Source organism: Nocardioides ultimimeridianus, from assembly GCF_054777895.1.
On the sequence record NZ_BAAHAB010000026.1, the window covers coordinates 1,012 to 23,297 of the forward strand.

Sequence of the window (22,286 nt, forward strand, 5' to 3'; positions counted from 1 at the left end):
GCGCGCCAGCACCGCCGCCGCCAAGGCGGAGGAGCACGGCGCGGCCCGCGCCGCCGCGGACGAGTCCGCGGCCAACCAGGCCCGCCTCGCCGAGGAGGCCCACGAGGCACGGCGGCTGGCCGAGGTCGCCGCCCGCGAGCAGCTCGACCTGGCCCGCGAAGCGCAGGCGGCCGCCGCTGCCGCGCACCAGTCCGCCGCTGCCCTCGCCGAGGAGCAGAAGGCGACGACGGCAGCGCTGGTCGCTGCCGAGGAGATCGCCACCGAGGCCAACCAGGCCCGTGCCGACGCCGAGCGCCGCGCCGTCGAGGCGCTGGGCCAGCTCGAGCAGTCCGCCGCCGCGCACCAGTCGGCCCTGTCCGCACTGCAGACCGAGCTGCTCGAGGCACAGCAGCAGCTGCTCGAGGCCTCGCGGGGCCGTGTCGAGGCAGAGCAGGCCGCCGCCGCTCAGGCGCAGGCCCGCGCCGAGGCCGAGGCCCGCGCCGCCGAGCTCGTCATCGCCCACCAGCGGGGTCTCGAGGAGGCGCAGGCGCAGGCCGCGGCCCGCGCCGAGGCCGAGGCCCGCGCCGAGCAGAGCGCCGAGGAGGCCGCCGCCGCGAAGGCGGAGGCCGAACGGATCACCAGCGAGCACGCCCGGGCCCGCGCGGACGCCGAGGCGCTCGCGGCGCAGCTCGCGCAGGAGGCCTACGACGCCAAGCAGGCCGCCGAGGCCACCACGGCCGAGCACTCGCAGGCCCGCGCCGAGGCCGAGGCCCGCGCCGAGCAGCTCGCCGCCGAGGCCACCGCAGCCAAGCAGGCCGCGGAGGCCACCACCGCCGAACACGCCCAGGCCCGCGCGGAAGCCGAGGCCCGCGCCGAGCAGCTCGCCGCCGAGGCCACCGCAGCCAAGCAGGCCGCAGAGGCCACCACCGCCGAACACGCCCAGGCCCGCGCCGAGGCCGAGGCCCGCGCCGAGCAGCTCGCCGCCGAGGCAACCGCAGCCAAGCAGGCCGCAGAGGCCACCACCGCCGAACACGCCCAGGCCCGGGCCGAAGCCGAGGCCCGCGCCGAGCAGCTCGCCGCCGAGGCAGAAGCCGCCCGCACCTCCGCCGAGGCCACCACCGCCGAGCACGCCCAAGCCCGCGCCGAGGCCGAGGCCCGCGCCGAGCAACTCGCCGCCGAGGCTGCCGCCGCCAAGGCGGCCGCCGAGCAGGCCGCCACCGACCAGCAGGAGGCCACCCGGATCGCCAACGCGCGCACCGCCGACCTCTCCGACGCCCACCTGCGCAGCCTGGCGGACCTGAAGTCGCAGACCAGCGCCCGCGAGGACGCCGAGGCCCGCGCGGCAGCACTCGCCGAAGAGGCCACCCGGGCCCGCGAGGAGGCCGAGGCCCGCGCCGCTGAGCAGGCCCGCGCCCGCGCCGAGGCGGAGGCCCGTGCCGAGGCACTCGCCGCCGAGGTCGCGCTCGCCCGGGAGGAGCTCGCCAGCCGCACCGCGAGCGCTCCGGCCGTGAGCGAGGAGCCCGAGGTCTCCACCGAGCCCGAGGTAGCCGAGCCCGAGGTAGCAGCGGTCGAGGAGCCGGTCGCCGAAGCGCCGGTCGCCGAAGCGCCGGCCGCCGAGGAGCACGCAGAGGAGCCGCAGGCCGAGGAGCCGCCCGCTGCGGCGCCCACCGACGAGGGTCTTCCGATCGAGGACGTCTTCACCAAGTGGCAGGCGTCGCGGTCCGAGGCTCCGGCCCCGCTCGAGCCCGACGTACCGCCCGCTGCGGTGGAGGAGGGCTCGGTCGTCGACCGCTGGCGCAACCTCGCCGCGCTGCGCAACGACGCCGACGCCGAGCAGGAGATCGAGGACACCGAGCCCGTCGCCGAGGAGGAGGCCGCCGCCCCCACCGCGGCGGAGGCCGACCGGCCGGAGGCGTCCGAGTCGCCCGAGTCGGCGAAGCCCGCCGGCGCGGCGGAGGACCTCTTCGGCCGTTGGCAGGCCGCCCGTACCGCACCGGTCGCGCCGGCGACCGGCGAGGGTTCCGTGATCGACCGCTGGCGCGCGCTCGCCGGAGGCGCGGAGGTCGCGGCGGCAGCCGAGGCCGAGCAGCCCGCGGAGCCCGCCGAGCAGCCGGCCGCCGAGGCCGCGCCCGAGCCTCTCGAGACCGAGGTCGCCGCCACCGAGGTCCCCGAGCAGCTGGCCGCGCCGGAGCCCGAGCCCGAGGCGGAGACCGACCAGGTCGAGGCGGAGGTCGCCGACACCGAGGAAGCCCCCGAGGAGCCGGTCGCCGAGGCGGTGGCGGAGCCCGAGGCGCTGCCCGTCGTCGACCAGGACGCCCCGGAGGTCGCCGACGAGGAGGACGAGGACCTGTCCGCGTCCCTCGCACCCACGACCAGCCTGCTCGAGCGCTGGCGCGCCCGGTCGGCCGCGGCCGCCCAGGAGCTCGAGGACGAGGACCTGGCCGACGAGCCGGTTCAGGACGAGCAGGCCCAGCAGGCCGAGGAGCAGGACGTCGCGCTCCACCCCGCGACCACCGAGCTGCCCGTCGTCGAGGCTCCCGCCGAGCCGGCCGCCGCCGCGCCGGTCGAGACCGAGACCGAGCCCGACGTCGAGCCCGAGCCGGAGCCCGAGCCCGAGCCCGAGCCGGAGCAGGAGCCGGAGCCTGAGACCGACCACGAGGCCGAGCCGGAGTCGGAGCCCGAGCCGGCACCCCGGGTCGCCGCCGCGGTCGTGGCCGGCGGCGCGCGCCAGCCGTTCCACGCCAAGCGGGGCACCTCCAGCCTGGCCCCCGTCGCGATCATCGTGGCCCTCGGCTGTGCCGCGGTCGTCGCGCGGATGGCCTTCACGCACACGCTGCGCACCGACATCCCGCTGGCGGCCACGCTGTCCGCGGTGACCGCGGTACTGCTCGCCTACGCCCTGCGCGCGAACAACTCCTCGCGCAGCGTGGACATCGACGAGGCCGGCATGCTCAAGGTCACCGTCGGCGAGATGAACAGCCGCTTCGACCTCACCAGCCCGAACACCCAGATCGAGCAGGAGGGCTCTCCCGGCGACCGCGGATGGAAGATCAAGGTCCTGCGCAAGAGCATGGCCCCGGTGACCATCGACGCGAAGGTCGTCGACCCGACCACGTTCATGGAGGCGCTGCGCCAATGGCGACCGGACCTGTAGACGCGCAGCCGGACGCGCTGCGCAACGAGTACGACGCTCTCGTACGACGCCACGCCCAGACCCAGGCCGAGCTCGAGCAGGCCCAGGCCGAGCTCGCCGACGCCCGGCTGCGGATCGCCGCCCTCGAGGCGCGTGCCGCCGCGGCCGAGGGCCCGCTGTCCATCTTCGAGGGCGGCTCCGACCCGGGCGGACGGCTGACCGGGGACGGCAGCGACCCGCGCGTGCTGTCCTTCGTGCTCGGCGCCACGGCGGTGGTCTCCGGGATGGTCGCGGTGCTGGCGCTGCTCAACGGCACGCTGATGACCCCGTTCGGCCTGCTGATCGCGGCGCTGACCGCCGTACTGGCGTGGGCGGCCCTGCGCACCAAGGTCGAGCCGATCGAGGTGAGCATCGTGCGCGGGCTGGTGTACGTGAAGAAGGGCGAGACCAGCTACCGCTTCGACGTGCGCAGCGCGTCGACCGAGGTCGAGCAGCACGGCACGCCCGGTGAGCCCGGCTGGGAGCTGCGCTTCGCGCGCAAGGGCATGGACCCGTTCGTGATCGACGCGAGCATGGTCGAGCCGGTCTCGTTCATGGCCGAGCTGCGCCAGTGGCGCTCCACGCTCTGACCCTCAGCTGAGCGCGTCGCGCAGCCGCTGCGCGATGACGGTCACGGCGGCACCGCAGCTCGGCACCACGAGCATGTTGAGGAAGCCGTGGATCTGGTCGGGGAACCGCTGCAGCTCCACCGGGTGGCCGGCGTCGGCCAGCAGCCGCGCGTAGGCCTCGCCCTCGTCGCGCAGCGGGTCGAAGCCCGCCGTGACGACGTACGCCGGCGCGAGCCCGGCCGGGAGCTCGGCCCGCACCAGGCTGATCCGCTCGTCGAGCAGGTCCGCGCGATCCGGCGTGTAGCAGGCGTCGGCGCGGTCCATGAACTCCTGGGTGAGGTAGAAGCCCTCGTTGAAGGTGCGCGCGCTCGCGCCCGGGTGCGGCCCGTCGGCCACCGGGTAGACCAGCAGCTGGAACGCCACCGGCAGCCCGTCGCGTGCGGCCGCGATGGCGATCCACCCGGCGAGGTTGCCCCCCGCCGAGTCACCGCCGACGGCGATCCGCGCGGGGTCGGCGCCGAGCTCGGCGGCGCGGGCGTGCACGTCGCGGAAGGCGGCGTACGCATCGTCGTGGGCCGCGGGGAAGGGGTGCTCGGGCGCCAGTCGGTAGCTCACCGACAGCACCGGTACGCCGGACCGCTCGGCCAACGCGCGGCACGGCGCGTCGTGGGTGTCGACGTCGCCCTCGATGAACCCGCCACCGTGGACGAACACCAGCAGCGGACCCGGCTCCCCGTTCGCCGTGAGGGGCACGGTGGGCCGGTAGTGCCGCGCGGGGCGGCCCGCGATCTCCAGGTCGCGCACGGCCCCGATCGGCTGTCGGCCGCCGGCGATCGCGGAGTCGCGCCGGGTGCCTGCCCGAACCTCCTCGATCGGCGCCTCCTCGCCGCGCCGCCGCAGCACCTTCTGCGCGGCCAGCATCAGCTGCAGATCGGCAGCCAGGGTCTGGCCGTCGATCACGGTGCGGCCACCGCTGACGGCCCGCTGCAGGGGCGCGGGCAGGGAGGTCAGGACCCGCAGCGCGGTCCCCTCGACGGTCGATCGCAGGTTCACGCCGGGCAGCCTACGCAGGCCACCACGCGGATCACCCGCCGTTCACCGTGCAGTGGGAGGATCGACGCATGACGACCGAAGCCCAGTCCGCCGTCGCCGCCCCGGACTCCGACGACCTCGGCAGCCCCGCCGACCAGCCGCTCGACAAGGGCGCGCCGGACCCGGCGGCGTACGTCCCTGACCCGGCGCTGGTGGACTCGATCGCCGCCGTCGGCAACCGCTTCCTGGACCGCGAGCTGTCCTGGCTGCGGTTCAACGAGCGGGTCCTGGAGATGGCCGAGGACGACTCGCTGCCGCTGCTGGAGCGCGCGCGGTTCCTCGCGATCTTCACCAGCAACCTCGACGAGTTCTTCATGGTGCGCGTGGCCGGCCTGAAGCGGCGGATCGCGACCGGCCTGGCCGTCCGCGCGGCGAGCGGCTTCCTGCCGCGCGAGGTGCTGGAGATGATCTGGCGGCGTACCGGCGAGCTGAGCCAGCGGCAGGCCGCGGTGTTCCGCGACCAGATCATCCCCGCGCTCGAGGCCGCCGACATCCAACTGGTGCGCTGGGCCGACCTGGACCGCGACGAGCAGAAGACCTGCAAGAAGCTGTTCAAGGACCGCATCTTCCCGGTGCTGACCCCGCTCGCCGTCGACCCGGCCCACCCCTTCCCCTACATCTCCGGGCTGTCGCTCAACCTCGCGGTCGTGCTGCGCAACCCGAAGACCGGCAAGGAGCTGTTCGCTCGGGTGAAGGTGCCCAGCAACTTCGAGCGGTTCGTCCCCGTGGGCAACTCGCGGTTCGTGCCGCTCGAGGACGTCATCGGCGCCCACCTGCGCCGTCTCTTCCCCGGGATGGAGGTCCTGGAGGCCCACACCTTCCGCGTCACCCGCAACGAGGACCTCGAGGTCGAGGAGGACGACGCGGAGAACCTGCTGGCCGCCCTGGAGAAGGAGCTGCTCCGCCGGCGCTTCGGGCCCCCGGTCCGCCTCGAGGTCGAGGAGTCCATCGCGCCGACGGTGCTCGACCTCCTCGTCTCCGAGCTCGACATCTCCGAGCAGGAGGTCTTCAAGGTCCCCGGCCCGCTGGACCTGCGCGGCCTGCACGGCCTCGCGGACCTGCCCCGCGAGGAGCTGAAGTTCCCCTCGTTCCTGCCCTCCACGAACCCGCTGCTCGCCGACTTCGAGTCCTCGGCACCGGTCGACATCTTCAAGGCGGTACGCCGCCACGACGTACTGCTGCACCACCCCTACGACTCCTTCGCCACCTCGGTGCAGCGCTTCATCGAGCAGGCGGCGGCCGACCCGCACGTGCTGGCGATCAAGCAGACGCTCTACCGCACCTCCGGCGACTCCCCCATCATCGATGCCCTCATCGACGCCGCCGAGGCCGGCAAGGAGGTGCTGGTCCTGGTCGAGATCAAGGCCCGCTTCGACGAGCAGGCCAACATCCGCTGGGCCCGCAAGCTCGAGCAGGCCGGCTGCCACGTCGTCTACGGGCTGGTCGGCCTCAAGACCCACTGCAAGCTCGCCATGGTGGTCCGCAACGAGCCCGACGGCATCCGTCGCTACACCCACATCGGCACGGGCAACTACAACCCCAAGACCTCCCGCATGTACGAGGACCTCGGCCTGCTGACCACCAACGAGGCCATCGGCGAGGACGTCGCCCACCTGTTCAACAACCTGTCCGGGTGGTCGCGCAACGCCCAGTACGAGGAGCTCCTGGTGGCTCCCGACTCGGTGCGCTCGGGCCTGATCGACCAGATCTACAACGAGATCGGCCTGCACCGGGCCGGGCTGCCGGCCGGGATCCGGATCAAGGCCAACTCCGTGGTCGACGAGGAGATCGTCGACGCGCTCTACCTGGCCTCCCGCGAGGGTGTCTCGGTGGAGCTCCTGGTGCGCGGGATCTGCGCGCTCCGGCCCGGCGTCGAGGGCCTGAGCGAGAACATCAGGGTCCGGTCCGTCCTGGGCCGGTTCCTCGAGCACAGCCGCGTGTTCGCGTTCCAGAACGGCGGGGACCCGACCTATTGGCTGGGCTCGGCGGACATGATGCACCGCAACCTGGACCGCCGGGTGGAGGTGCTGGTGCGGGTGCCGGACCAGGAGTGCAAGAACGAGGTCGCGTCCCTGCTGGACCTCGCCTTCGCGCCCACCACGCAGGCCTGGGAGCTCGGGGTGGACGGCCAGTGGACGCTCAACGACGGCACCGTGCACCTGCAGGAGACCCTGATCGGCCAGCAGCGAAAGCGTTTCCGCGCTTAATTGCGCGAGCGCGTCTCCGGCGCCGTCGGCGGTCAATACAGATCCGCTGTCAACTGCGGCGAGGATTCCGCCGACGGCGCCTCCCGCCGCGCTGCCGCGCGTCGCGGGTTGCGCGCCGAGATCGTTCACCCCCTAGCATGTTCGCGTTCGCCTCCCCCTCTACAGGAGTCCACGTGGGATTGCGCCTACGACCGGTCGATACGTCCTTCTTCGACCTGTTCACCCAGTCCGCCCAGCACCTCGTCGTCGGGGCGGGCCTGCTCGCCGAGATGCTGTCCGAGAACGCCGGGACCGCGGACCGCGAGGCCGTCGCCGAGCGCATGCGGGCGGCCGAGCACATGGCCGATGAGACCACGCACTCGATCGTCAAGAAGGTCAACAGCACCTTCGTGACGCCCTTCGACCGCGAGGACCTCTACTCGTTGGGCTCCGGGCTCGACGACGTCATGGACATGATGGACGAGGCCGTCGACCTGATCCTGCTCTACGAGGTCGTCACCTTCCCGGCCGAGCTGTCGGCCCAGGTCGACGTCCTCCAGCGTTGCGCCGAGCTCACCGCGGCCGCGATGCCGCGACTGAAGGGCATGAAGGACCTCGAGGACTACTGGATCGAGGTCAACCGGCTGGAGAACGAGGGCGACCGCAACCACCGGCGTACCCTCGCCAAGCTGTTCAACGGCGACTACAAGACCATCGAGGTCCTCAAGCTCAAGGACATCGTGGAGTCGCTCGAGGCAGCCATCGACGCCTTCGAGCGGGTCGCCAACATCGTCGAGCAGATCGCGGTCAAGGAGGGCTGAGGGCTCCCGCCCCGGCTCACCCAGGCAGGCATTCAGTGACCCTCACCCTCGCGATCGTCATCGCGGTCGTCGTCATCGCGCTCGCGTTCGACTACACCAACGGGTTCCACGACGCGGCGAACGCGATCGCCACGTCGGTCTCCACCCGCGCCCTCACTCCCCGCATCGCGCTGACCCTCGCGGCGGTCATGAACTTCGTCGGCGCGCTGCTCGGCCAGAAGGTCGCGCACACCGTCAGCGACGTGATCGTGCCGCCTAAGGACAACCACGGGCTCATCATCGTGATGGCGGCACTGCTCGGCGCGATCACCTGGAACCTGATCACCTGGTACTTCGGGCTCCCGTCGTCCTCCAGCCACGCGCTGATCGGCGGCCTGGTCGGCGCCGGTGCGGCCGGCGGAGCGACCGTGCACTGGTCGATCATCTGGGACAAGGTCGTCACCCCGATGGTGCTCTCGCCGCTGGTCGGCCTGGTGGGCGCCTTCCTCGTGATGACGGCGATCCTGTGGATCTTCCGCAAGCGCAACCAGCACCGGGTGCACCGCGGGTTCCGCGGGATGCAGACCATCTCGGCCGCGGCGCTGGCCCTGGGGCACGGCCTGCAGGACGCGCAGAAGACGATGGGCGTGATCCTGCTGGTCCTGGTCACCGCCTATCCCGCGCACTACGACCCCAAGCACCTGCCGCTGTGGGTGGTCATCGGCGCCGCGGGCGCGATCTCGCTGGGCACCTACTCCGGCGGCTGGCGGATCATGCGCACCCTGGGCCGCAAGATCATCCACCTCGACCCGGCACGCGGGTTCGCGGCCGAGTCGGTCGGCGCGACGGTGCTCTACACCACGGCGTACGCCTTCCAGGCCCCGATCTCGACCACCCACGTGATCACCTCCGCGGTGATGGGTGCGGGCGCCACCAAGCGCTTCTCGGCCGTGCGGTGGGGCATGGCCAAGACGATCCTGGTCGCCTGGGTGGTCACCCTGCCGGCCGCCGCGGCTGTCGCGTTCGTGGCCTACGGGGTCGTGCACCTGCTCGTCCCGGCCTGATTCCCCGCGAGTTCAGGCCTCGGGTCGACCGAGACCCTTGTTTCGGTCGACCCGAAGCCTGAACTCGCGCTAGACGGTGAGGGAGTAGCCCCGCCCGCGGATCCGGCGTACGTCGGCGGCACCGCCGAGCCGGCCGCGCAGCCGGGTCACGTGCATGGCGATCGTGTTGCCGCTGGCCCTGCCGGTCCCCCACAGGGCGGTGCGCAGCTCGTCGTCGCTGACGACCCCGGGCGCGCGCAGCATCAGCTCGCGCAGCAGCTCGAACTCCTTGAGCGGCAGGTCCGGGATCCGCTCGCCGTCGATGCGGACCGCGTAGGCGCCGGCATCCAGCTCGATCGGCCCGACCGCGAGGCGCGCGCACCCCTCCAACGGCTCCGGTGAGGCGCGCAGGGCCTCCCACAGCTCGGCCGCCGTGTACGCCGTCGGAACGATCGCGCTCGCACCGGCCTGCAGCAGCTCGCCCGCGCGGTCGGGGGCGGCTCGCTCCAGGACGGCGATGACGTACGTCGCACCGTGCCGACGGATCGCGCTGACGAACTCGGCTGCCGGGATGCCCGGGGTGCGCGGGTCGACGACGACGGCGGTGGGATGCACGCGGCCGAACTCCACGAGACCGTCGACGGTCGAGTCGGCCCACACGACGTGGACGCCGTGGCCGGCGAGCGCGTCGGTCAGCGGCTCCTGCGCGGGGAGCGGGTCGATGACGAGCAGCTGGGTGCCCGCCGTCTCCGCCCACCGGTGCAGGTAGGCGCGTGCGGAATCACCGCGCGCCGATCGACGGACACCGCCGGCCGCCGCGGCAGCTGGTGTGTCCATGGGAGTCTCGGGCTTATCCGAAGCGACCCGAGATGTAGGCCTCGGTCGCCTCGTTGTCGGGGTTGGCGAACACCTTCTTGGTCGGGTTGAACTCGACCAGGTGCCCGGGCTCGCCGGTCGCCTTGAGGTTGAAGAACCCGGTGTCGTCCGAGACCCGCGCCGCCTGCTGCATGTTGTGGGTCACGATGACGATCGTGTAGTCGTTCTTCAGCTGGTGGATGAGGTCCTCGACGGCGGCCGTGGAGATCGGGTCCAGCGCCGAGCAGGGCTCGTCCATGAGCAGGATCTCGGGCTGGACGGCGATGGCCCGCGCGATGCAGAGCCGCTGCTGCTGTCCGCCGGACAGGCCCATGCCGGGCTTGCCGAGGCGGTCCTTGACCTCCTGCCAGAGGTTCGCGCCGCGCAGGGAGCGCTCCACGATGGCGTCGGCGTCGTCCTTCTTGATCTTCTTGTTGTTCAGCCGGCTGCCCGCGAGGACGTTGTCGTAGATCGACATCGTCGGGAACGGGTTGGGGCGCTGGAAGACCATGCCGATGGTGCGACGGACGGCGACCGGGTCGACGTCGGCGCCGTACAGGTCCTGGCCGCCGATCGCGATCTTGCCCTCGACCCGCGCGCCGGGGATGACCTCGTGCATCCGGTTGAGCGACCGGAGGAAGGTCGACTTGCCGCATCCGGACGGGCCGATGAACGCGGTGACGGCGCCGGGGCGGATGGACATGTTCACACCCTCGACGGCGAGGAAGTCGCCGTAGTAGATGTTGACGTCGCTGACGTCGATGCCTGTAGCCATGTCAGTTCTCTCCTGCTCAGCGCCCGGTCTTGGGGGCGAAGATCTTGCCGATGATCCGGGCGACGAGGTTGAGCACCATCACGATGATGATGAGCACCAGCGCGGCCGCCCAGTAGCGCGGCTCGCTGAAGTTGGTCGCCAGGCAGTTCTGCCCGGCCTGCCGCTGCGCCAGCGTGCACGCCACGATGTCGGGGCTGTTGTACTGGTTGATGATGTACGTCGGCAGCGTCGACATCGGCTCCGAGGGCGAGAACAGCTTCCACTGCACGCTGGCGGTGTAGCCGACCGCGACCAGCAGCGGCGCCGTCTCACCGATGACACGGGCGACCGCGAGCATCACGCCGGTGACGATGCCACCGATCGAGGTCGGGATGACCACCTTCACGATGGTGCGCCACCGCGGCACGCCCAGCGCCCACGACGCCTCGCGCAGGTCGTTGGGGACCAGGCGCAGCATCTCCTCGGTGGACCGCACGACGGTCGGCGTCATCAGCAGCGCCAGCGCGATGGCGGCGGTGAAGCCCATCTGCACGGTCGGGCCGAAGATGATCCGGAACAGCGTGATCGCGAAGAGGCCCGCGACGATCGAGGGGATGCCCGTCATCACGTCGACGAACAGCGTGGTCGCCCGCGCCAACCGCGTGCCCTTGCCGTACTCGATCAGGTAGACGGCGGCCATCAGCCCCAGCGGTACGGCGATGACGGCGGCGAGCGCGGTGATCAGGCCGGTGCCGATGAGGGCCTGCGCGATCCCGCCCTTGGCGGCATCGGCGGCCGTCAGCACGGAGTGGTTCTTCATCGACGTGGTCAGGAAGGTCCACGTCAGGTGCGATCCGCCCTTGCGGATGACCAGCTCGATGATCCAGATCAGCGGCACGCAGACGACCGCGAACATCGACCAGATCACGCCGGTCACGAGCCGGTCCTTGGCGGCGCGGCCGCCCTCCAGCGCCTGCGACCAGCCGACGACGACGCCGATGCCGACGATGTCGGCCAGGATCACGACCGGCGTCCAGGAGGTGCCCCGGGCGAACACCAGCTTGAAGAGCACGGCGACCACGGCCACGACGGCGAAGACCGTCAGCGGGGCGAACCGCGGCAGCCGGGCCCGGGTCAGGGCGGGGCGGGAGATGTCGAGGGTGGTCATCGGGCGAACTTCCGCTCTCCGCGGGCAATGACCCAGCGCGCGAAGAAGTTCACGGCGAAGGTCAGTGCGAACAGGATCAGGCCGAGTGCGATGAGGGCCGACTTGCCGTTGTCGCTCGCCTCGGCCCAGTGGCCGGCGACGTACGACGCGATGGTCTGCCCCTCGTTGGAGCCGGTCAGGTTGAAGGTCAGGTTCGGGTTGAGCGCCTTGGAGACCATCAGGACGGCCATCGTCTCGCCGAGCGCGCGGCCCAGGCCGAGCATGATGCCCGCGACGATGCCGGACTTGGCGTGCGGCAGCACCGCCAGTCGGATCATCTCCCAGCGGGTGGCGCCGAGCCCGACGGCCGCCTCCTGGACCAGCGGAGGGGTCTGCTTGAAGACCTCGCGCGAGATCGCCACGATGATCGGCAGGATCATCACCGCGAGGACGAGGACGGCGGTGATGCCGACCTGCCCGGTCCCGGCGTACGGGCCCTTGAAGATGGGGATCCAGCTGGCGTGCACGCTCAGCCACTCGATCGTCGGCTTGAGGGCGGCGGCCAGGACGGTGCCACCCCACAGGCCGTAGATGATGGAGGGGACGGCGGCCAGCAGGTCGATCACGTACGCGACGGGCGTCGCGATGCGCGCCGGTGCGTAGTAGGTGATGAACAGCGCGATGGCGATCGCGAACGGCACGGCGATGAGCAGCGCGATCGCGGCGAAGAGCACGGTGCCGAAGACCAGCGGTCCGGCGAGGGCCCAGAAGCTGGACTTGCCGCCGAAGGTCTTCACCGGCTGGTTCAGGGCGGGGTCCGCGCCCACACCGGGGATGCCCTTGACGAGCAGGAACACGAAGACGGCCGCGAGGGCGACCAGGATCGTGATGCCGGCCGCGACGGCCAGACCCTTGAAGATCGCGTCGCCCTTGCCCTGCGAGCCCTGCCGGAGCAGGTTGCTGCCGGCCGGCACGGGCGGAGATTGCGTGGACACCTGGACTCCCCGGAGGTGATGGTCGGGGCGGCCCGCTGTCGAGCGGGCCGCCCCTCGGATCAGATGAGCTGGATCAGCCGATCACTTGATGGTCGCGACGATGGCCTGGGCCTTCTTCGCAACGTTCGTGGGCAGCGGGGCCGAGCCCGCGGCCGTGGCACCGGAGGTCTGGCCGGCGTCCGAGACGACGTAGCCCAGGTAGTCCTTCACCAGCGCCCCGACCTTGGCGTCCTTGTACGTCGGGCACGCGATCAGGTACGACACCAGCAGCAGCGGGTAGTCGTTCGGGTCGGTGGTGGTCCGGTTGACCTTGTAGGTCAGCTGGCCCGCCTTGGCGGCCGGGTCGAGCTTGGAGATCGACAGGTCGTGCGCGGCGCCGTCAGCGGTGGGCATGACGTACTTGCTGCCGACCTTGACCGAGACGATGCCGAACGTGCCGGCCTTCGACGCGTCGACGTAGCCGATGGAGCCGTCGGTGCCGGTGAGGGTCGTGACGACGCCCGAGGTGCCGTCGCCCGACAGGCCCGACGTGGTCGGCCAGGTCTGCGACGCCTCGTCCTTCCAGGCACCCTGGGAGGCCTGCGCGAGGTAGTCGGTGAAGTTGGCGGTGGTGCCGGAGTCGTCCGAGCGGTGGACCGGCTGGATGGTGGTGCTCGGCAGGGTCACGCCGGGGTTCTGGTCGGCGATCGCCTTGTCGTTCCAGGTGGTGATCGAGCCGTTGAAGATGTCGGCGATGGTCTTGCCGTCGAGGTTGAGCGACGAGACGCCGGAGAGGTTGAAGACCACGGCGATCGGGCTGACGTAGTCGGGGACCTCGATCGGGTCGGCGCCGCACTGCTTCTTCGCGGCGGCGTACTCGGTCGGGTCGGACAGGTAGGAGTCCGAGCCGGCGAAGGTGTAGGTGCCCTGCTCGAAGCTGGACCGACCGGTGCCGGAGCCGACCTGGTTGTAGTTGATCGTGACGCCGGAGTTCGCCTTGCCGTAGTCGGAGGCCCACTGGACCTGCGCGCTGCCCTGGGCGGTCGAACCGCCGCCGGTCAGCGACGAGGCGTTGTTGACGGCCGCCGCGGTGGTCGCGTCGGACGAGGTGGACGAGCCGGCGTCGGTGCTGTTCGAGCCACAGGCCGCCAGGGAACCAGCGAGCGCGACGGCCGCGACGCTGGGCACCAGCGTGCGACGGATCTGGGTGAGGTTCAAGACAAGGCCTCTCAGGTGGAGGGGCAGACCGCCCCCCTGCTTTCGGTCTGGACGTTGCGAAGTTAGGGAGGTCCGGTAACGCAACTGTCCGGTGTACCTGAACGGACGGTGAACAATGCACGAGCAGGGGACGCTCGACCGTGGGCCACGTCACCCCGTCGGTGAGCGGTACGCCGTGCGCGGGCGCTCCGCTCGTCAGCGACGAGTCAGACGCCGTGCCGCTCGAAGGCCACGACCTTGCCCTTGCGGGTGTGCAGGACGAGGGCCTCGGCCGGCTCCAACGGTGTGCTCAGGGTCGAGGCGCGGACCCGGCTGCTCAGCCCGAGGGCGTCGTACACCAGGGGGAGGACGGGCCGGTGGGTGCACAGCACCGCACCCTGGTCGTCGGCGAGCAGCTCCTCGACGATCCGGTCGACCCCCTTCGCCGAGGCGTCCTCCTCGCTCAGCCGGCGGCGCAGGTCGAGGTCGAAGCCGGTCGTGGCGACGTACGGCTCGACGGTCTGGACGCAGCGCGTGCTGGGCGAGCTGACCACGTGGGTGGCGTCGTACGCGGCGATGAGCGGGACGAGGCGGTCGGCCTGGACCGCGCCGGTGCGCAGCAGCGGGCGCAGCCGGTCGTCGGCGGCCCAGTGCGACCGGGCGCGTGCCGAGGCGTGCCGGAGCACCACCAGCGCGCGGGTCTTGCGCCGCACGGCCAGCGCCGCGGTGAGGGTCTCGCGGTCGTAGGCGTAGCTGAGCAGGTCCGGGGCGCGGTCGACCGGCACCCACCGGACCTGGTCGATCTCGGCGTTGGGGCGATAGCCGGACACGTCGTCGTCGCCGACCACCCGGCCGGTCCAGTAGTGGACGATCTTGGTGCGACCGCTCACCGGGTACTCCTGGTCGGGCAGCGGCGGCCCCAGCCGCACGTGCAGCCCGGTCTCCTCGGCGACCTCGCGCACCGCCGCGGCGATGCGGTGCTCGCCGCGCTCGAGCTTGCCCTTGGGGAACGACCAGTCGTCGTACTTGGGGCGGTGCACGAGCAGGACCTGACGGCCGGGCCGGAACGCGACGACGCCGGCGGCCACGACCGGGGGGCGCTGCGACGTACCGGCTGCGGGCGGGGTGCTGGCCACGGGGCTAGTCTCACCTATCGCTGTCCCTGCGAACGAGAGGCCTGCCCTGTGGAACGGCCGCGCCCTACCCGTCGGTGGATCGTCGTCGGCGTGGTCGTGGCCCTCGTCGTCGTGGCACTCGGCGTCGTGGGCTGGGTGCGGTCGCGCTCGGGCTCGGAGACCCGGCTGTCGGCGGCGATGGCGCTGGCACCCCGGACGGCGGTCCGGTTCAGCTGGACCGACTGGTCCGCCGTACGGGCCGAGGTGGGGGTCTCGGAGGCCGAGGCGTCCGACCACGTGGGGGCGTTCCTGACCAAGGCGTTCGACCACGACCTCAGCTCGACCTCGGCGCTGGACGACTCGGCCCGCGTGCTGGATGCGCGGTTCGGGGTCTCGCCGGCGAACCTGTCGTGGGAGCTGTACGCGCAGGGCACCGACGGGGCGGTCATCGTGATGGGGCTGCCCGACGACGTCACGCCGGCCGAGCTGCGGGTCACCCTGCGCGGGCTCGGCTACACCGACCCCGGCAGCGACGACGGCGTGTGGACCGCGGGCTCCGGCGGGCTCAACGCGATCGGCGACCTGACGCCCGAGCTTACGAACCTCACCGTCGACTCCGAGCATGACGTGCTGGCCGCGAGCGACTCCGCGGCGTTCCTGCGCGACTGGCGCGGCGGCCAGCGCGGATCGAAGGACGACAGCGCGGTCGCCGGCGTGGCCGCCTCGCTCGGCGCCACCCCCTCCGCCGCGGTGTACGACGGCGACTACGCCTGCCAGGCGCTCGCGATGAACCAGGCCGACCCCACCGACCAGGCCGAGGGCGCCCGACTCATCTCCGAGGCCGGCAAGATCAACCCGCTCGATGCCTTCGCGATGGCCTACGCGCCCGACGGCACCGTCGAGGTGCGGATGGCGTTCGAGAACCCCGACCAGGCCCGCACCAACGCCACCACCCGCGCCACCCTGGCCGTCGGCCCGGCGCCCGGGCAGGGCGGGTCGTTCACCGACCGCTACCGGCTGCTCCGCACGACCGCGGAGAAGAGCCTGGTCTCGATGACCCTGCAGCCGCTGCCCGACACCTACGTGCTGTCGGACCTGGACAGCGGGCCGCTGCTGTTCGCCAGCTGCTGAGCTGGGGCTGGGGGCGGTAGTCCCCGAGGCCGCCCCCGGCTCAGCCCTTCTTGGGGAGCACGCCGAGGATCCGGTCGATCTCGGCCTGGGACAGGCGGGAGTCCGACGCGGTCGCGGCGATGATCAGGCTGGTGGTGAGCTCGACCTCGGCGAGCAGGTCGTCGTCGTTCAGCTCGACCTCGAATTGGTCGTCCAAGTGCCTGCTCCTCCCGAGTCCATCGCGCGCTCCCGTCCCCATCATCGCGCAAAAAGCGGTTTCGGGCCCCGCTGCGACAGCAACGGGGCCCGAAACAGGTTCGGCCGTGATCAGAGGGGCCGGACGTTCTCCGCCTGCGGGCCCTTGGGGCCCTGGGTGACGTCGAACTCGACGCGCTGGGCGTCCTCCAGCGACTTGTAGCCATTGGTCTGGATGGCGGAGTAGTGGACGAACACGTCGTCGCCGCCACCCTCCTGCTCGATGAAGCCGAAGCCCTTCTCGGCGCTGAACCACTTGACGGTGCCCTGAGCCATGCGCTCGCTACTCCTTGTGTCTGGCGAAGTCGCCCGGTCGACGACCCCGCAAGGGACACTATCAATCTGCGACGACACCCAAACCTCGGGATTTGGTAGGCCCTGTGGGACTCGAACCCACAACCCGCGGATTAAAAGTCCGATGCTCTGCCAATTGAGCTAAGGGCCCGCGGCGCCAGTATCGCAGCGCCCGCCGCCGGCCACCGAGCCGGTCAGGACAGGTCCTCCTCGACGGGTTCGGGCAGGGTCCACCGCTCGCCACGGCGCGGATGGATGAAGCCGTAGTAGTACAGGACGCCGACGACCATCGTCACGGCACTGATCGCGACCTGCGAGGGCGTGTCCCGCGTGGTCTGCACGCAGACGTAGGCCATCGCGGCGATCAGCAGCACCGGCGGCAGGGGCCACCAGGGCATCCGGTAGCCACGCGACGGGGTGACGCTGGGGCGGCGCAGCCGGAGCGCGCAGGCCGCGACGACGAGGTAGACGACCGCGACCGACGCGCCGGTGGCGGTGATCAGCCAGTCCAGCGGGATGAAGATCCCCGCCAGCACCGCGAGTACGCCGACCAGGAGAGTCGCGTTGGCCGGCGACTTGAACCGCGGGTGGACCTTGCCGAGCACGTCGTCGACAGGACCGGGCCAGGACCGGTCGCGGGCGGACGCGTAGACCAGGCGCGCGATCTGGATGATGATCGCGATGACGGCGTTCACGATCGCGACCGCGATCCCCACGCTGATCAACGTGTTGAGCACGTGGCCACCGCGAGCGAGCAGGAAGTAGTTCATCGGCGCATCGCTGCCCAGCAGGTCGGTCATGCTCGGCGCACCGATGACGACGGCGGCGAGCGGCACGATCTCCACGAGCGCGGTGACGACCAGGGACATCAGGATGACCCGGCCGATCGTGCGGTTGGCGTCCTTGGTCTCCTCGACGTAGTAGACGGCGGCGCCGTACCCGTTGAAGGCGAAGAGCGCGACGGGCAGCAGCGCGATCACCGCCGAGGCACCGACGCCCTGCAGGCCGTGCTCTCCGAGGGTCTGCGCGGAGAAGAACGAGCCGAGGCCGCGGACCGGGTGGAGCACGCCGAGCAGAGCGAGGGTGAGCACGGCGAGCAGCTCGATGGCGAGGAAGACGCCGGTCACCCAGGCGTTGGTGCGGATGTCGAGGACGGCGACCAGGGTCGTCACCACGATCACGGCGATCCCGACCCAGGTGCCGGACAGGCCCGACCACGCTGCGCCGAGGTACTCCCCGGTCCCGAGGGCGATCACCGCGATGATCAGCACGCCGCTGACCAGGGTGAGCAGGAAGGTGGCGAAGCCGAGCGGCCGGCCGAGCAGCCGGGCGGCCCAGGTGTACTCCCCTCCGGTGACCGGGTACGTCGCCGACAGCTCGGCGTAGCACGCTCCGACCAGGACCGCGGCGACCGCCGCCAGCACCATCGTCAGCACCGAGGCGCCACCGACGCCGAACAGGATCGCCGGCACGATGATGAAGACGCTGGAGGCCGGCGTGACCGACGACAGCGTGATCAGGATGTTCTCGCGCATGGTCAACGCACGCGCCAGCTCCTGCTCGTAGCGGACGCCGCCTCCCGCCCGGACGGGTGGATCGACGACCTGCGCGTCCAGCGGTGTGCCTTGCGGATCGAGCTCAGACATGGGGTCACCTTTCTTTGATGCTGAATCAAAGAACTGTTCTCGTGCGCTTGTCAAGGGCCAGTTATTCGGCTTTGATCTGTTGACGCACCATCAACGAAAGTCATCGAGAGGGAGGTCATGGCTCGCTTCAAGGACCAGGAGCGGCGCCGCGAGGCGCTGCTCACCGCAGCGATGCAGGTGATCCGCGACTCCGGCGCTGCCGGCCTGCGAATCCGCGACGTCGCCGAGCGGGCGGGCGTCTCGACCGGCACCGTGCACTACTACTTCGACGACGTGCAGGGCCTCGTGCAGGAGGTGCACGCCCGCGCCCGCCAGCGCTTCTACGACGGCCGGCTGCAGATGCTCACCCAGGTCGCCGATGCCCGCGACAAGCTGGTTGCCGCGATCCGCCACGGCCTTCCGGTCTCCCGCGACGACGACCTGGTCGCGGCGCTGTACAAGCTCGACGGCCACATGCGCTTCCGCGAGTCGAACGCCGACCTGTTCACCGCGCTGTACGACACGCAGGTCGCGATCTACGTCGGCATCCTCGAGGTCGGCGTCGCCCAGGGCCACTTCCAGCTCGCCGCCGACGCGACCGAGCTCGCCCAGAACCTCGTGGCGCTCGAGGACGCCTACGGCGAGCACATCGTGGTCGGCGTGCGCTCCCTGACCTTCGACCGGGCGGTCGAGCTGCTCTGCGGCTACGCCCGCCTCGCCACCTCCTGCCCGGACATCGTCCCCGACCGAAAGGTGACCAGCCACCATGACGAGTGAGCGCCCCCGCGCCCGCGACCTGCTCGACCTTCCCGGCACGCCCGGTCCGCACAACGCGATCACCGACGTCCCCGGGGTCATGGTCGGTGTCGAGACGCTGATCAGCGGCAACGACGTACGCACCGGCGTGACGGCGATCCTGCCGCGCGGTCGCGACGGGCTGGGCGAGCCGTGCGCCGCGGGGTGGTACTCCCTCAACGGCAACGGCGAGCTCACGGGCACGACCTGGATCGAGGAGTCCGGGGCGCTGACGATGCCCGTCGTCCTCTCCAACACGCACGCCGTCGGCGCCTGCCACACCGGCGTCGTCGAGTGGGTCAACGAGGTCGCCCCGAGCCTCGCTGCCCAGTGGCTGCTGCCGGTGTGCGGCGAGACCTGGGACGGGTACCTCAACGACATCAACGGCGCCCACGTCCGCCCCGAGCACGCCCGGGCCGCCCTCGACGCGGCTACCGGCGGACCGGTGCCCGAGGGCTCCGTCGGCGGGGGCACCGGCATGAACTGCTACGCGTTCAAGGGCGGCACCGGGACCGCGTCCCGCGAGGTCGGGTTCGCCGGTACGACGTACACGGTCGGGGTGCTGGTGCAGGCCAATTTCGGCGACCGGGCGGAGCTGGTCGTCGCGGGGTCGCCGATCGGCCGCGACCTCGCCGCGGACAACCCGATGGAGGACGCCGACTGGTTCGCGCGCGATCTCGGGGCGGCCGCCGGGCCCGGCACGCTGCCCGGTGGTGCCGGATCGGTGATCGTGGTCGTGGCGACCGACGTGCCGCTGCTCCCCCACCAGTGCAAGGCGCTGGCACGCCGCGTGCCGCTGGGCCTGGCCCGGACCGGCACGGCCGGCGGGCACTTCTCCGGCGACATCTTCCTGGCCTTCTCCACCGCGCCGGCGCCCGGCCTGCGCAGCCGGATGTACCCGGCGCCCACCGAGCTCGCGAGCCAGGAGGTGCTGCCCTGGGGCGCCATCGACCCCTTCCACACCGCCGTCGTCGAGGCGGTGGAGGAAGCGGTGCTGAACGCCCTGGTCGTCAACGAGGAGATGGTCGGCCGCGCCGGCCACCGCACGCCCGCGCTGCCGCACGACGTCCTGCGCAAGCTGCCCGCCGCGCGCTGACCCGCTCGGCCGGACCGGCGATACTCAGCAGGCGTTGGCCAGGAACCCGAGCGGCACCAGGTCCGAGGGACGACCGGCCTCGGCGCGGGCCAGGAGACCGCCGATGACCGGACCGATCGGGGCGGAGTACGTCGTGGCACCGCACCCGCCCTGCTCCCGGCCGCCGATCACGCCCACCACGCGGCCCGACTGCAGCCACGGCCCACCGCTGACGCCGTCGGTGAGGCCGGTGCAGTCCATGCTCGGGTAGCCGTCGGTGAGGACGAGGGTGTTGCTGCAGCCGACCGGCCGCCCGCCGATGCCGAGCGGGTAGCCGACGACCCGGACGGTCCGGCCCGGGGCCGGCGTACCGACCGGGTGGGCGCCGACGACGTCCTCGATCCGCCGGCCCGCGCGGGGCGCCACCTCGAGGACCGCGACGTCGTCGGCCGGGTCCTGGTGGGCTCGCCAGGAGGCGGTGACGTAGGCGCGCCGTACGCTCCAGACGCCGTACGGCGCCACGCCGTCATGGAAGCCGGGCGCGAACTCCATGGTCAGGCCGGTGCCGTAGACGCAGTGCGCGGCCGTGATCAGCAAGTCGCGACTGGTGGAGTGCACGACGCTCGCCGAGCAGAAGTGCGGCAGGTGCAGGGGCACCGACAATCCTGCCAGGCTGGGGAAGAACAGCGCCCCGACCGTCGGCTCGGGCGCCACCGGCTGCGCGGCGGGCACCGCGGCGGTGCCGCCGGCGAGCATGGTCAGGACGGCGAGGAGCGATCGCACCCCGCCATGATGGCGCGCTCAGCGCGCGCCGGTCGAGGCTCCCGAGGCCATCGAGGCGCGGCAGGAGGAGCAGACGCCGAGCAGCTCGACGGTGTGGCTGACCTCGGCGAAGTCGTGCTCGGCGGCGACGGCGCGCGCCCAGGCCTCCACCGTCGGCGCCACGATCTCCACGGTCCGCCCGCACACCCTGCACACCAGGTGGTGGTGGTGGTCGGGGCTGCAGCGCCGGTACGTCGTCTCCCCGGCCGCACCGTGCAGGACGTCGACCTCGCCGGCGTCGGCCATCGACTGGAGCGTCCGGTAGACGGTCGCGAGACCGACCTTGTCGCCGGCGTGGCGCAGCAGGTCGTGGATGTCCTGGGCGCTGTGGAAGTCGTCGGCGCGCTCGAGCGCCTCCGCGATGGCGCGACGCTGCCGCGTGACCCGCAGGCCCGCGCCCTGCTCGGCGGTCTCCACCACGGCACCTCCTCGTCCCACCGTTGCCCCCACCGTTCCAGTGGACCGTTCTAGCCTAGGACATCGGTGGTGCTCGGCGACCGCCTAGACTCGGCCGCCAGAAGAAGGGGGAGCTCGCCGTGGGGAGCGATGACGAGTTCGGTCCGGACACGCTGACGATCCGCGCGTGGCTGGACAAGCGGGCGACGTACGCCGCCGACCGCGAGGTCCCGCTGCCGCCCATCAACCTGCCCTCCCCCGCCGCCGCGAGCCCCGTTGTCGACGAGGCCGAGCCTCCGGCGCCACCGGCACCTCGGATGCCGGACACCCGCGAGGTGGGCCGGTCGGTCCTCGACATGCTCGGGCCGATCTCCACCGAGCCCGCTCCTGAACCGGAGGCGGAGGCCGAGCCGGAGCCCGAGGTCGAGCCGGCGCGTGAGGACCCCCGGCTCTCCTGGCCGCCCTCCACCCCGACCCGCCCCGCACCGGCCCCGGTCCCGGTCGCGCCGCAGCCGACGTACACGACCGGACCGGCGGAGGAGGACCTCCCGCCAGCGGTGATCGAGTTCAAGCCGCGCACGCGGGTACGCCGCGCGCTGAGCCTCGTCCTGCTGGCAGCCACGCTCGGCACGATCGCGGCGGCCGTCCTCGCCCTGCGCGAGCACACCACCGGCCTGTACGCCGTGGCCGCCAGCCTCGGCGTGCTCATGCTCGTGGTGTGGGCGGTGCGCGCCAGCACCATCCCGGCCAGGCTGACGATCCGGCGCAACCAGCTCGAGGTGGTCCGCAGCGGGCGCCGTACGACGATCGACCTGGCCAGCCCGTTCACGCCGGTAGCGATCCTGGGCACCCCCGGCCGCCGCGGCTGGCAGGTGCTGATCGAGCAGCTCGAGGCGCCGGTGCTGACCCTGACCGCGAGCGACGTCGATCCGGAGCCGTTCATGCGGGTGCTGCTGCGGATCCGGCCCGACCTGCGGCCCGGGGCCGAGCAGACTCCTGACACAGATGAGAACGTGTTCTAGTCTCGACGC

At 72.0% G+C, this 22,286-nt stretch carries 21 protein-coding genes and 1 tRNA gene; 9 read left to right on the forward strand and 13 right to left on the reverse strand.

Translation table 11 applies throughout. The annotated features are described in order from the left end of the window. Together ACYU8V_RS21645 and ACYU8V_RS21650 are read left to right on the forward strand one after the other, a co-directional pair. Positions 1–3,133 (forward strand): hypothetical protein (locus ACYU8V_RS21645; RefSeq protein WP_460850311.1); only part of this gene is annotated, 3,133 nt, incomplete at its 5' end. Continuing rightward, a complete protein-coding gene (locus ACYU8V_RS21650) occupies positions 3,115–3,741 on the forward strand; it encodes a coiled-coil domain-containing protein (protein ID WP_460850312.1) in 627 nt (208 codons plus the stop codon). The genes ACYU8V_RS21645 and ACYU8V_RS21650, both read left to right, overlap by 19 nt. Positions 3,742–3,744: 3 nt before the next feature. Here the strand turns inward: ACYU8V_RS21650 and ACYU8V_RS21655 are convergent, their stop codons facing one another. Further along, positions 3,745–4,773 carry an alpha/beta hydrolase gene (locus ACYU8V_RS21655; RefSeq protein WP_460850313.1) on the reverse strand — a complete coding sequence of 343 codons (1,029 nt, stop codon included), beginning with the start codon at positions 4,771–4,773 and terminating at the stop codon, positions 3,745–3,747. 68 nt (positions 4,774–4,841) lie between these two features. Between ACYU8V_RS21655 and ACYU8V_RS21660 the strand changes: the two genes are divergently transcribed. From ACYU8V_RS21660 to ACYU8V_RS21670, 3 genes are all read left to right on the forward strand, one after another. Next, positions 4,842–7,019, forward strand: coding sequence for an RNA degradosome polyphosphate kinase (locus ACYU8V_RS21660; protein ID WP_460850314.1), 2,178 nt, complete (start codon positions 4,842–4,844; stop codon positions 7,017–7,019). 173 nt (positions 7,020–7,192) lie between these two features. Further along, positions 7,193–7,819 carry a DUF47 domain-containing protein gene (locus tag ACYU8V_RS21665; protein ID WP_460850315.1) on the forward strand — a complete coding sequence of 209 codons (627 nt, stop codon included), beginning with the start codon at positions 7,193–7,195 and terminating at the stop codon, positions 7,817–7,819. Positions 7,820–7,854: 35 nt separating this feature from the next. Then, entirely contained in the window at positions 7,855–8,862 is a 1,008-nt protein-coding gene (locus ACYU8V_RS21670; RefSeq protein WP_460850316.1) for an inorganic phosphate transporter, read from the forward strand. Positions 8,863–8,931: 69 nt separating this feature from the next. Here ACYU8V_RS21670 and ACYU8V_RS21675 read toward each other — a convergent pair whose 3' ends face one another. The 6 genes from ACYU8V_RS21675 to ACYU8V_RS21700 all read right to left on the reverse strand — a co-directional run bounded on the left by ACYU8V_RS21675 (position 8,932) and on the right by ACYU8V_RS21700 (position 14,904). Beyond that, on the reverse strand, positions 8,932–9,678 hold the full coding sequence (locus ACYU8V_RS21675) for a response regulator transcription factor (protein WP_460850317.1): 747 nt from the start codon (positions 9,676–9,678) through the stop codon (positions 8,932–8,934). 13 nt (positions 9,679–9,691) lie between these two features. Next, complete coding sequence (gene pstB, locus ACYU8V_RS21680; RefSeq protein WP_460850318.1) at positions 9,692–10,471, reverse strand: phosphate ABC transporter ATP-binding protein PstB; 780 nt, start codon at positions 10,469–10,471, stop codon at positions 9,692–9,694. Positions 10,472–10,487: 16 nt separating this feature from the next. Next, positions 10,488–11,618 carry a phosphate ABC transporter permease PstA gene (gene pstA / locus ACYU8V_RS21685; RefSeq protein WP_460850319.1) on the reverse strand — a complete coding sequence of 377 codons (1,131 nt, stop codon included), beginning with the start codon at positions 11,616–11,618 and terminating at the stop codon, positions 10,488–10,490. Continuing rightward, entirely contained in the window at positions 11,615–12,592 is a 978-nt protein-coding gene (pstC, locus tag ACYU8V_RS21690) for a phosphate ABC transporter permease subunit PstC (RefSeq protein WP_460850320.1), read from the reverse strand. Before pstC ends, pstA begins: the two co-directional genes overlap by 4 nt. An 81-nt stretch (positions 12,593–12,673) precedes the next feature. Next, positions 12,674–13,789 (reverse strand): phosphate ABC transporter substrate-binding protein PstS, encoded by a 1,116-nt coding sequence (gene pstS, locus ACYU8V_RS21695; protein WP_460850321.1) that lies wholly within the window; start codon positions 13,787–13,789, stop codon positions 12,674–12,676. 206 nt (positions 13,790–13,995) lie between these two features. Next, positions 13,996–14,904 (reverse strand): NUDIX hydrolase, encoded by a 909-nt coding sequence (locus ACYU8V_RS21700; protein WP_460850322.1) that lies wholly within the window; start codon positions 14,902–14,904, stop codon positions 13,996–13,998. A gap of 90 nt (positions 14,905–14,994) precedes the next feature. Between ACYU8V_RS21700 and ACYU8V_RS21705 the strand changes: the two genes are divergently transcribed. Further along, positions 14,995–16,014, forward strand: coding sequence for a hypothetical protein (locus ACYU8V_RS21705; RefSeq protein WP_460850323.1), 1,020 nt, complete (start codon positions 14,995–14,997; stop codon positions 16,012–16,014). Between the two features lie 40 nt (positions 16,015–16,054). Here the strand turns inward: ACYU8V_RS21705 and ACYU8V_RS21710 are convergent, their stop codons facing one another. The 4 genes from ACYU8V_RS21710 to ACYU8V_RS21725 form a co-directional block, all read right to left on the reverse strand. Beyond that, a complete protein-coding gene (locus tag ACYU8V_RS21710) occupies positions 16,055–16,210 on the reverse strand; it encodes a hypothetical protein (RefSeq protein WP_460850324.1) in 156 nt (51 codons plus the stop codon). Between the two features lie 110 nt (positions 16,211–16,320). Beyond that, the gene (locus ACYU8V_RS21715) at positions 16,321–16,524 is read right to left on the reverse strand and encodes a cold-shock protein (RefSeq protein ID WP_460787487.1); all 204 of its coding nucleotides are present in this window, start codon (positions 16,522–16,524) and stop codon (positions 16,321–16,323) included. Positions 16,525–16,617: 93 nt separating this feature from the next. After that, positions 16,618–16,693, reverse strand: a tRNA-Lys gene (locus ACYU8V_RS21720). Between the two features lie 43 nt (positions 16,694–16,736). Further along, a complete protein-coding gene (locus ACYU8V_RS21725; RefSeq protein ID WP_460850325.1) occupies positions 16,737–18,188 on the reverse strand; it encodes an APC family permease in 1,452 nt (483 codons plus the stop codon). Positions 18,189–18,305: 117 nt separating this feature from the next. Between ACYU8V_RS21725 and ACYU8V_RS21730 the strand changes: the two genes are divergently transcribed. Together ACYU8V_RS21730 and ACYU8V_RS21735 are read left to right on the forward strand one after the other, a co-directional pair. Further along, complete coding sequence (locus tag ACYU8V_RS21730; RefSeq protein WP_460850326.1) at positions 18,306–18,944, forward strand: TetR/AcrR family transcriptional regulator; 639 nt, start codon at positions 18,306–18,308, stop codon at positions 18,942–18,944. Beyond that, positions 18,934–20,058, forward strand: a complete 1,125-nt coding sequence (locus ACYU8V_RS21735) for a DmpA family aminopeptidase (RefSeq protein WP_460850327.1) — start codon at positions 18,934–18,936, stop codon at positions 20,056–20,058. The genes ACYU8V_RS21730 and ACYU8V_RS21735 overlap by 11 nt, the downstream gene beginning before the upstream one ends. Positions 20,059–20,082: 24 nt before the next feature. On the opposite strand, the gene ACYU8V_RS21740 is transcribed toward ACYU8V_RS21735, so the two are convergent. Continuing rightward, positions 20,083–20,820: a trypsin-like serine peptidase gene (locus tag ACYU8V_RS21740; RefSeq protein ID WP_460850328.1), complete on the reverse strand. Its 738-nt coding sequence runs from the start codon at positions 20,818–20,820 to the stop codon at positions 20,083–20,085. 18 nt (positions 20,821–20,838) lie between these two features. Further along, a complete protein-coding gene (locus tag ACYU8V_RS21745; RefSeq protein WP_460850329.1) occupies positions 20,839–21,279 on the reverse strand; it encodes a Fur family transcriptional regulator in 441 nt (146 codons plus the stop codon). Between the two features lie 116 nt (positions 21,280–21,395). Between ACYU8V_RS21745 and ACYU8V_RS21750 the strand changes: the two genes are divergently transcribed. Beyond that, positions 21,396–22,277, forward strand: a complete 882-nt coding sequence (locus ACYU8V_RS21750) for a hypothetical protein (protein WP_460850330.1) — start codon at positions 21,396–21,398, stop codon at positions 22,275–22,277. The last annotated feature ends 9 nt before the right edge of the window (positions 22,278–22,286 follow it).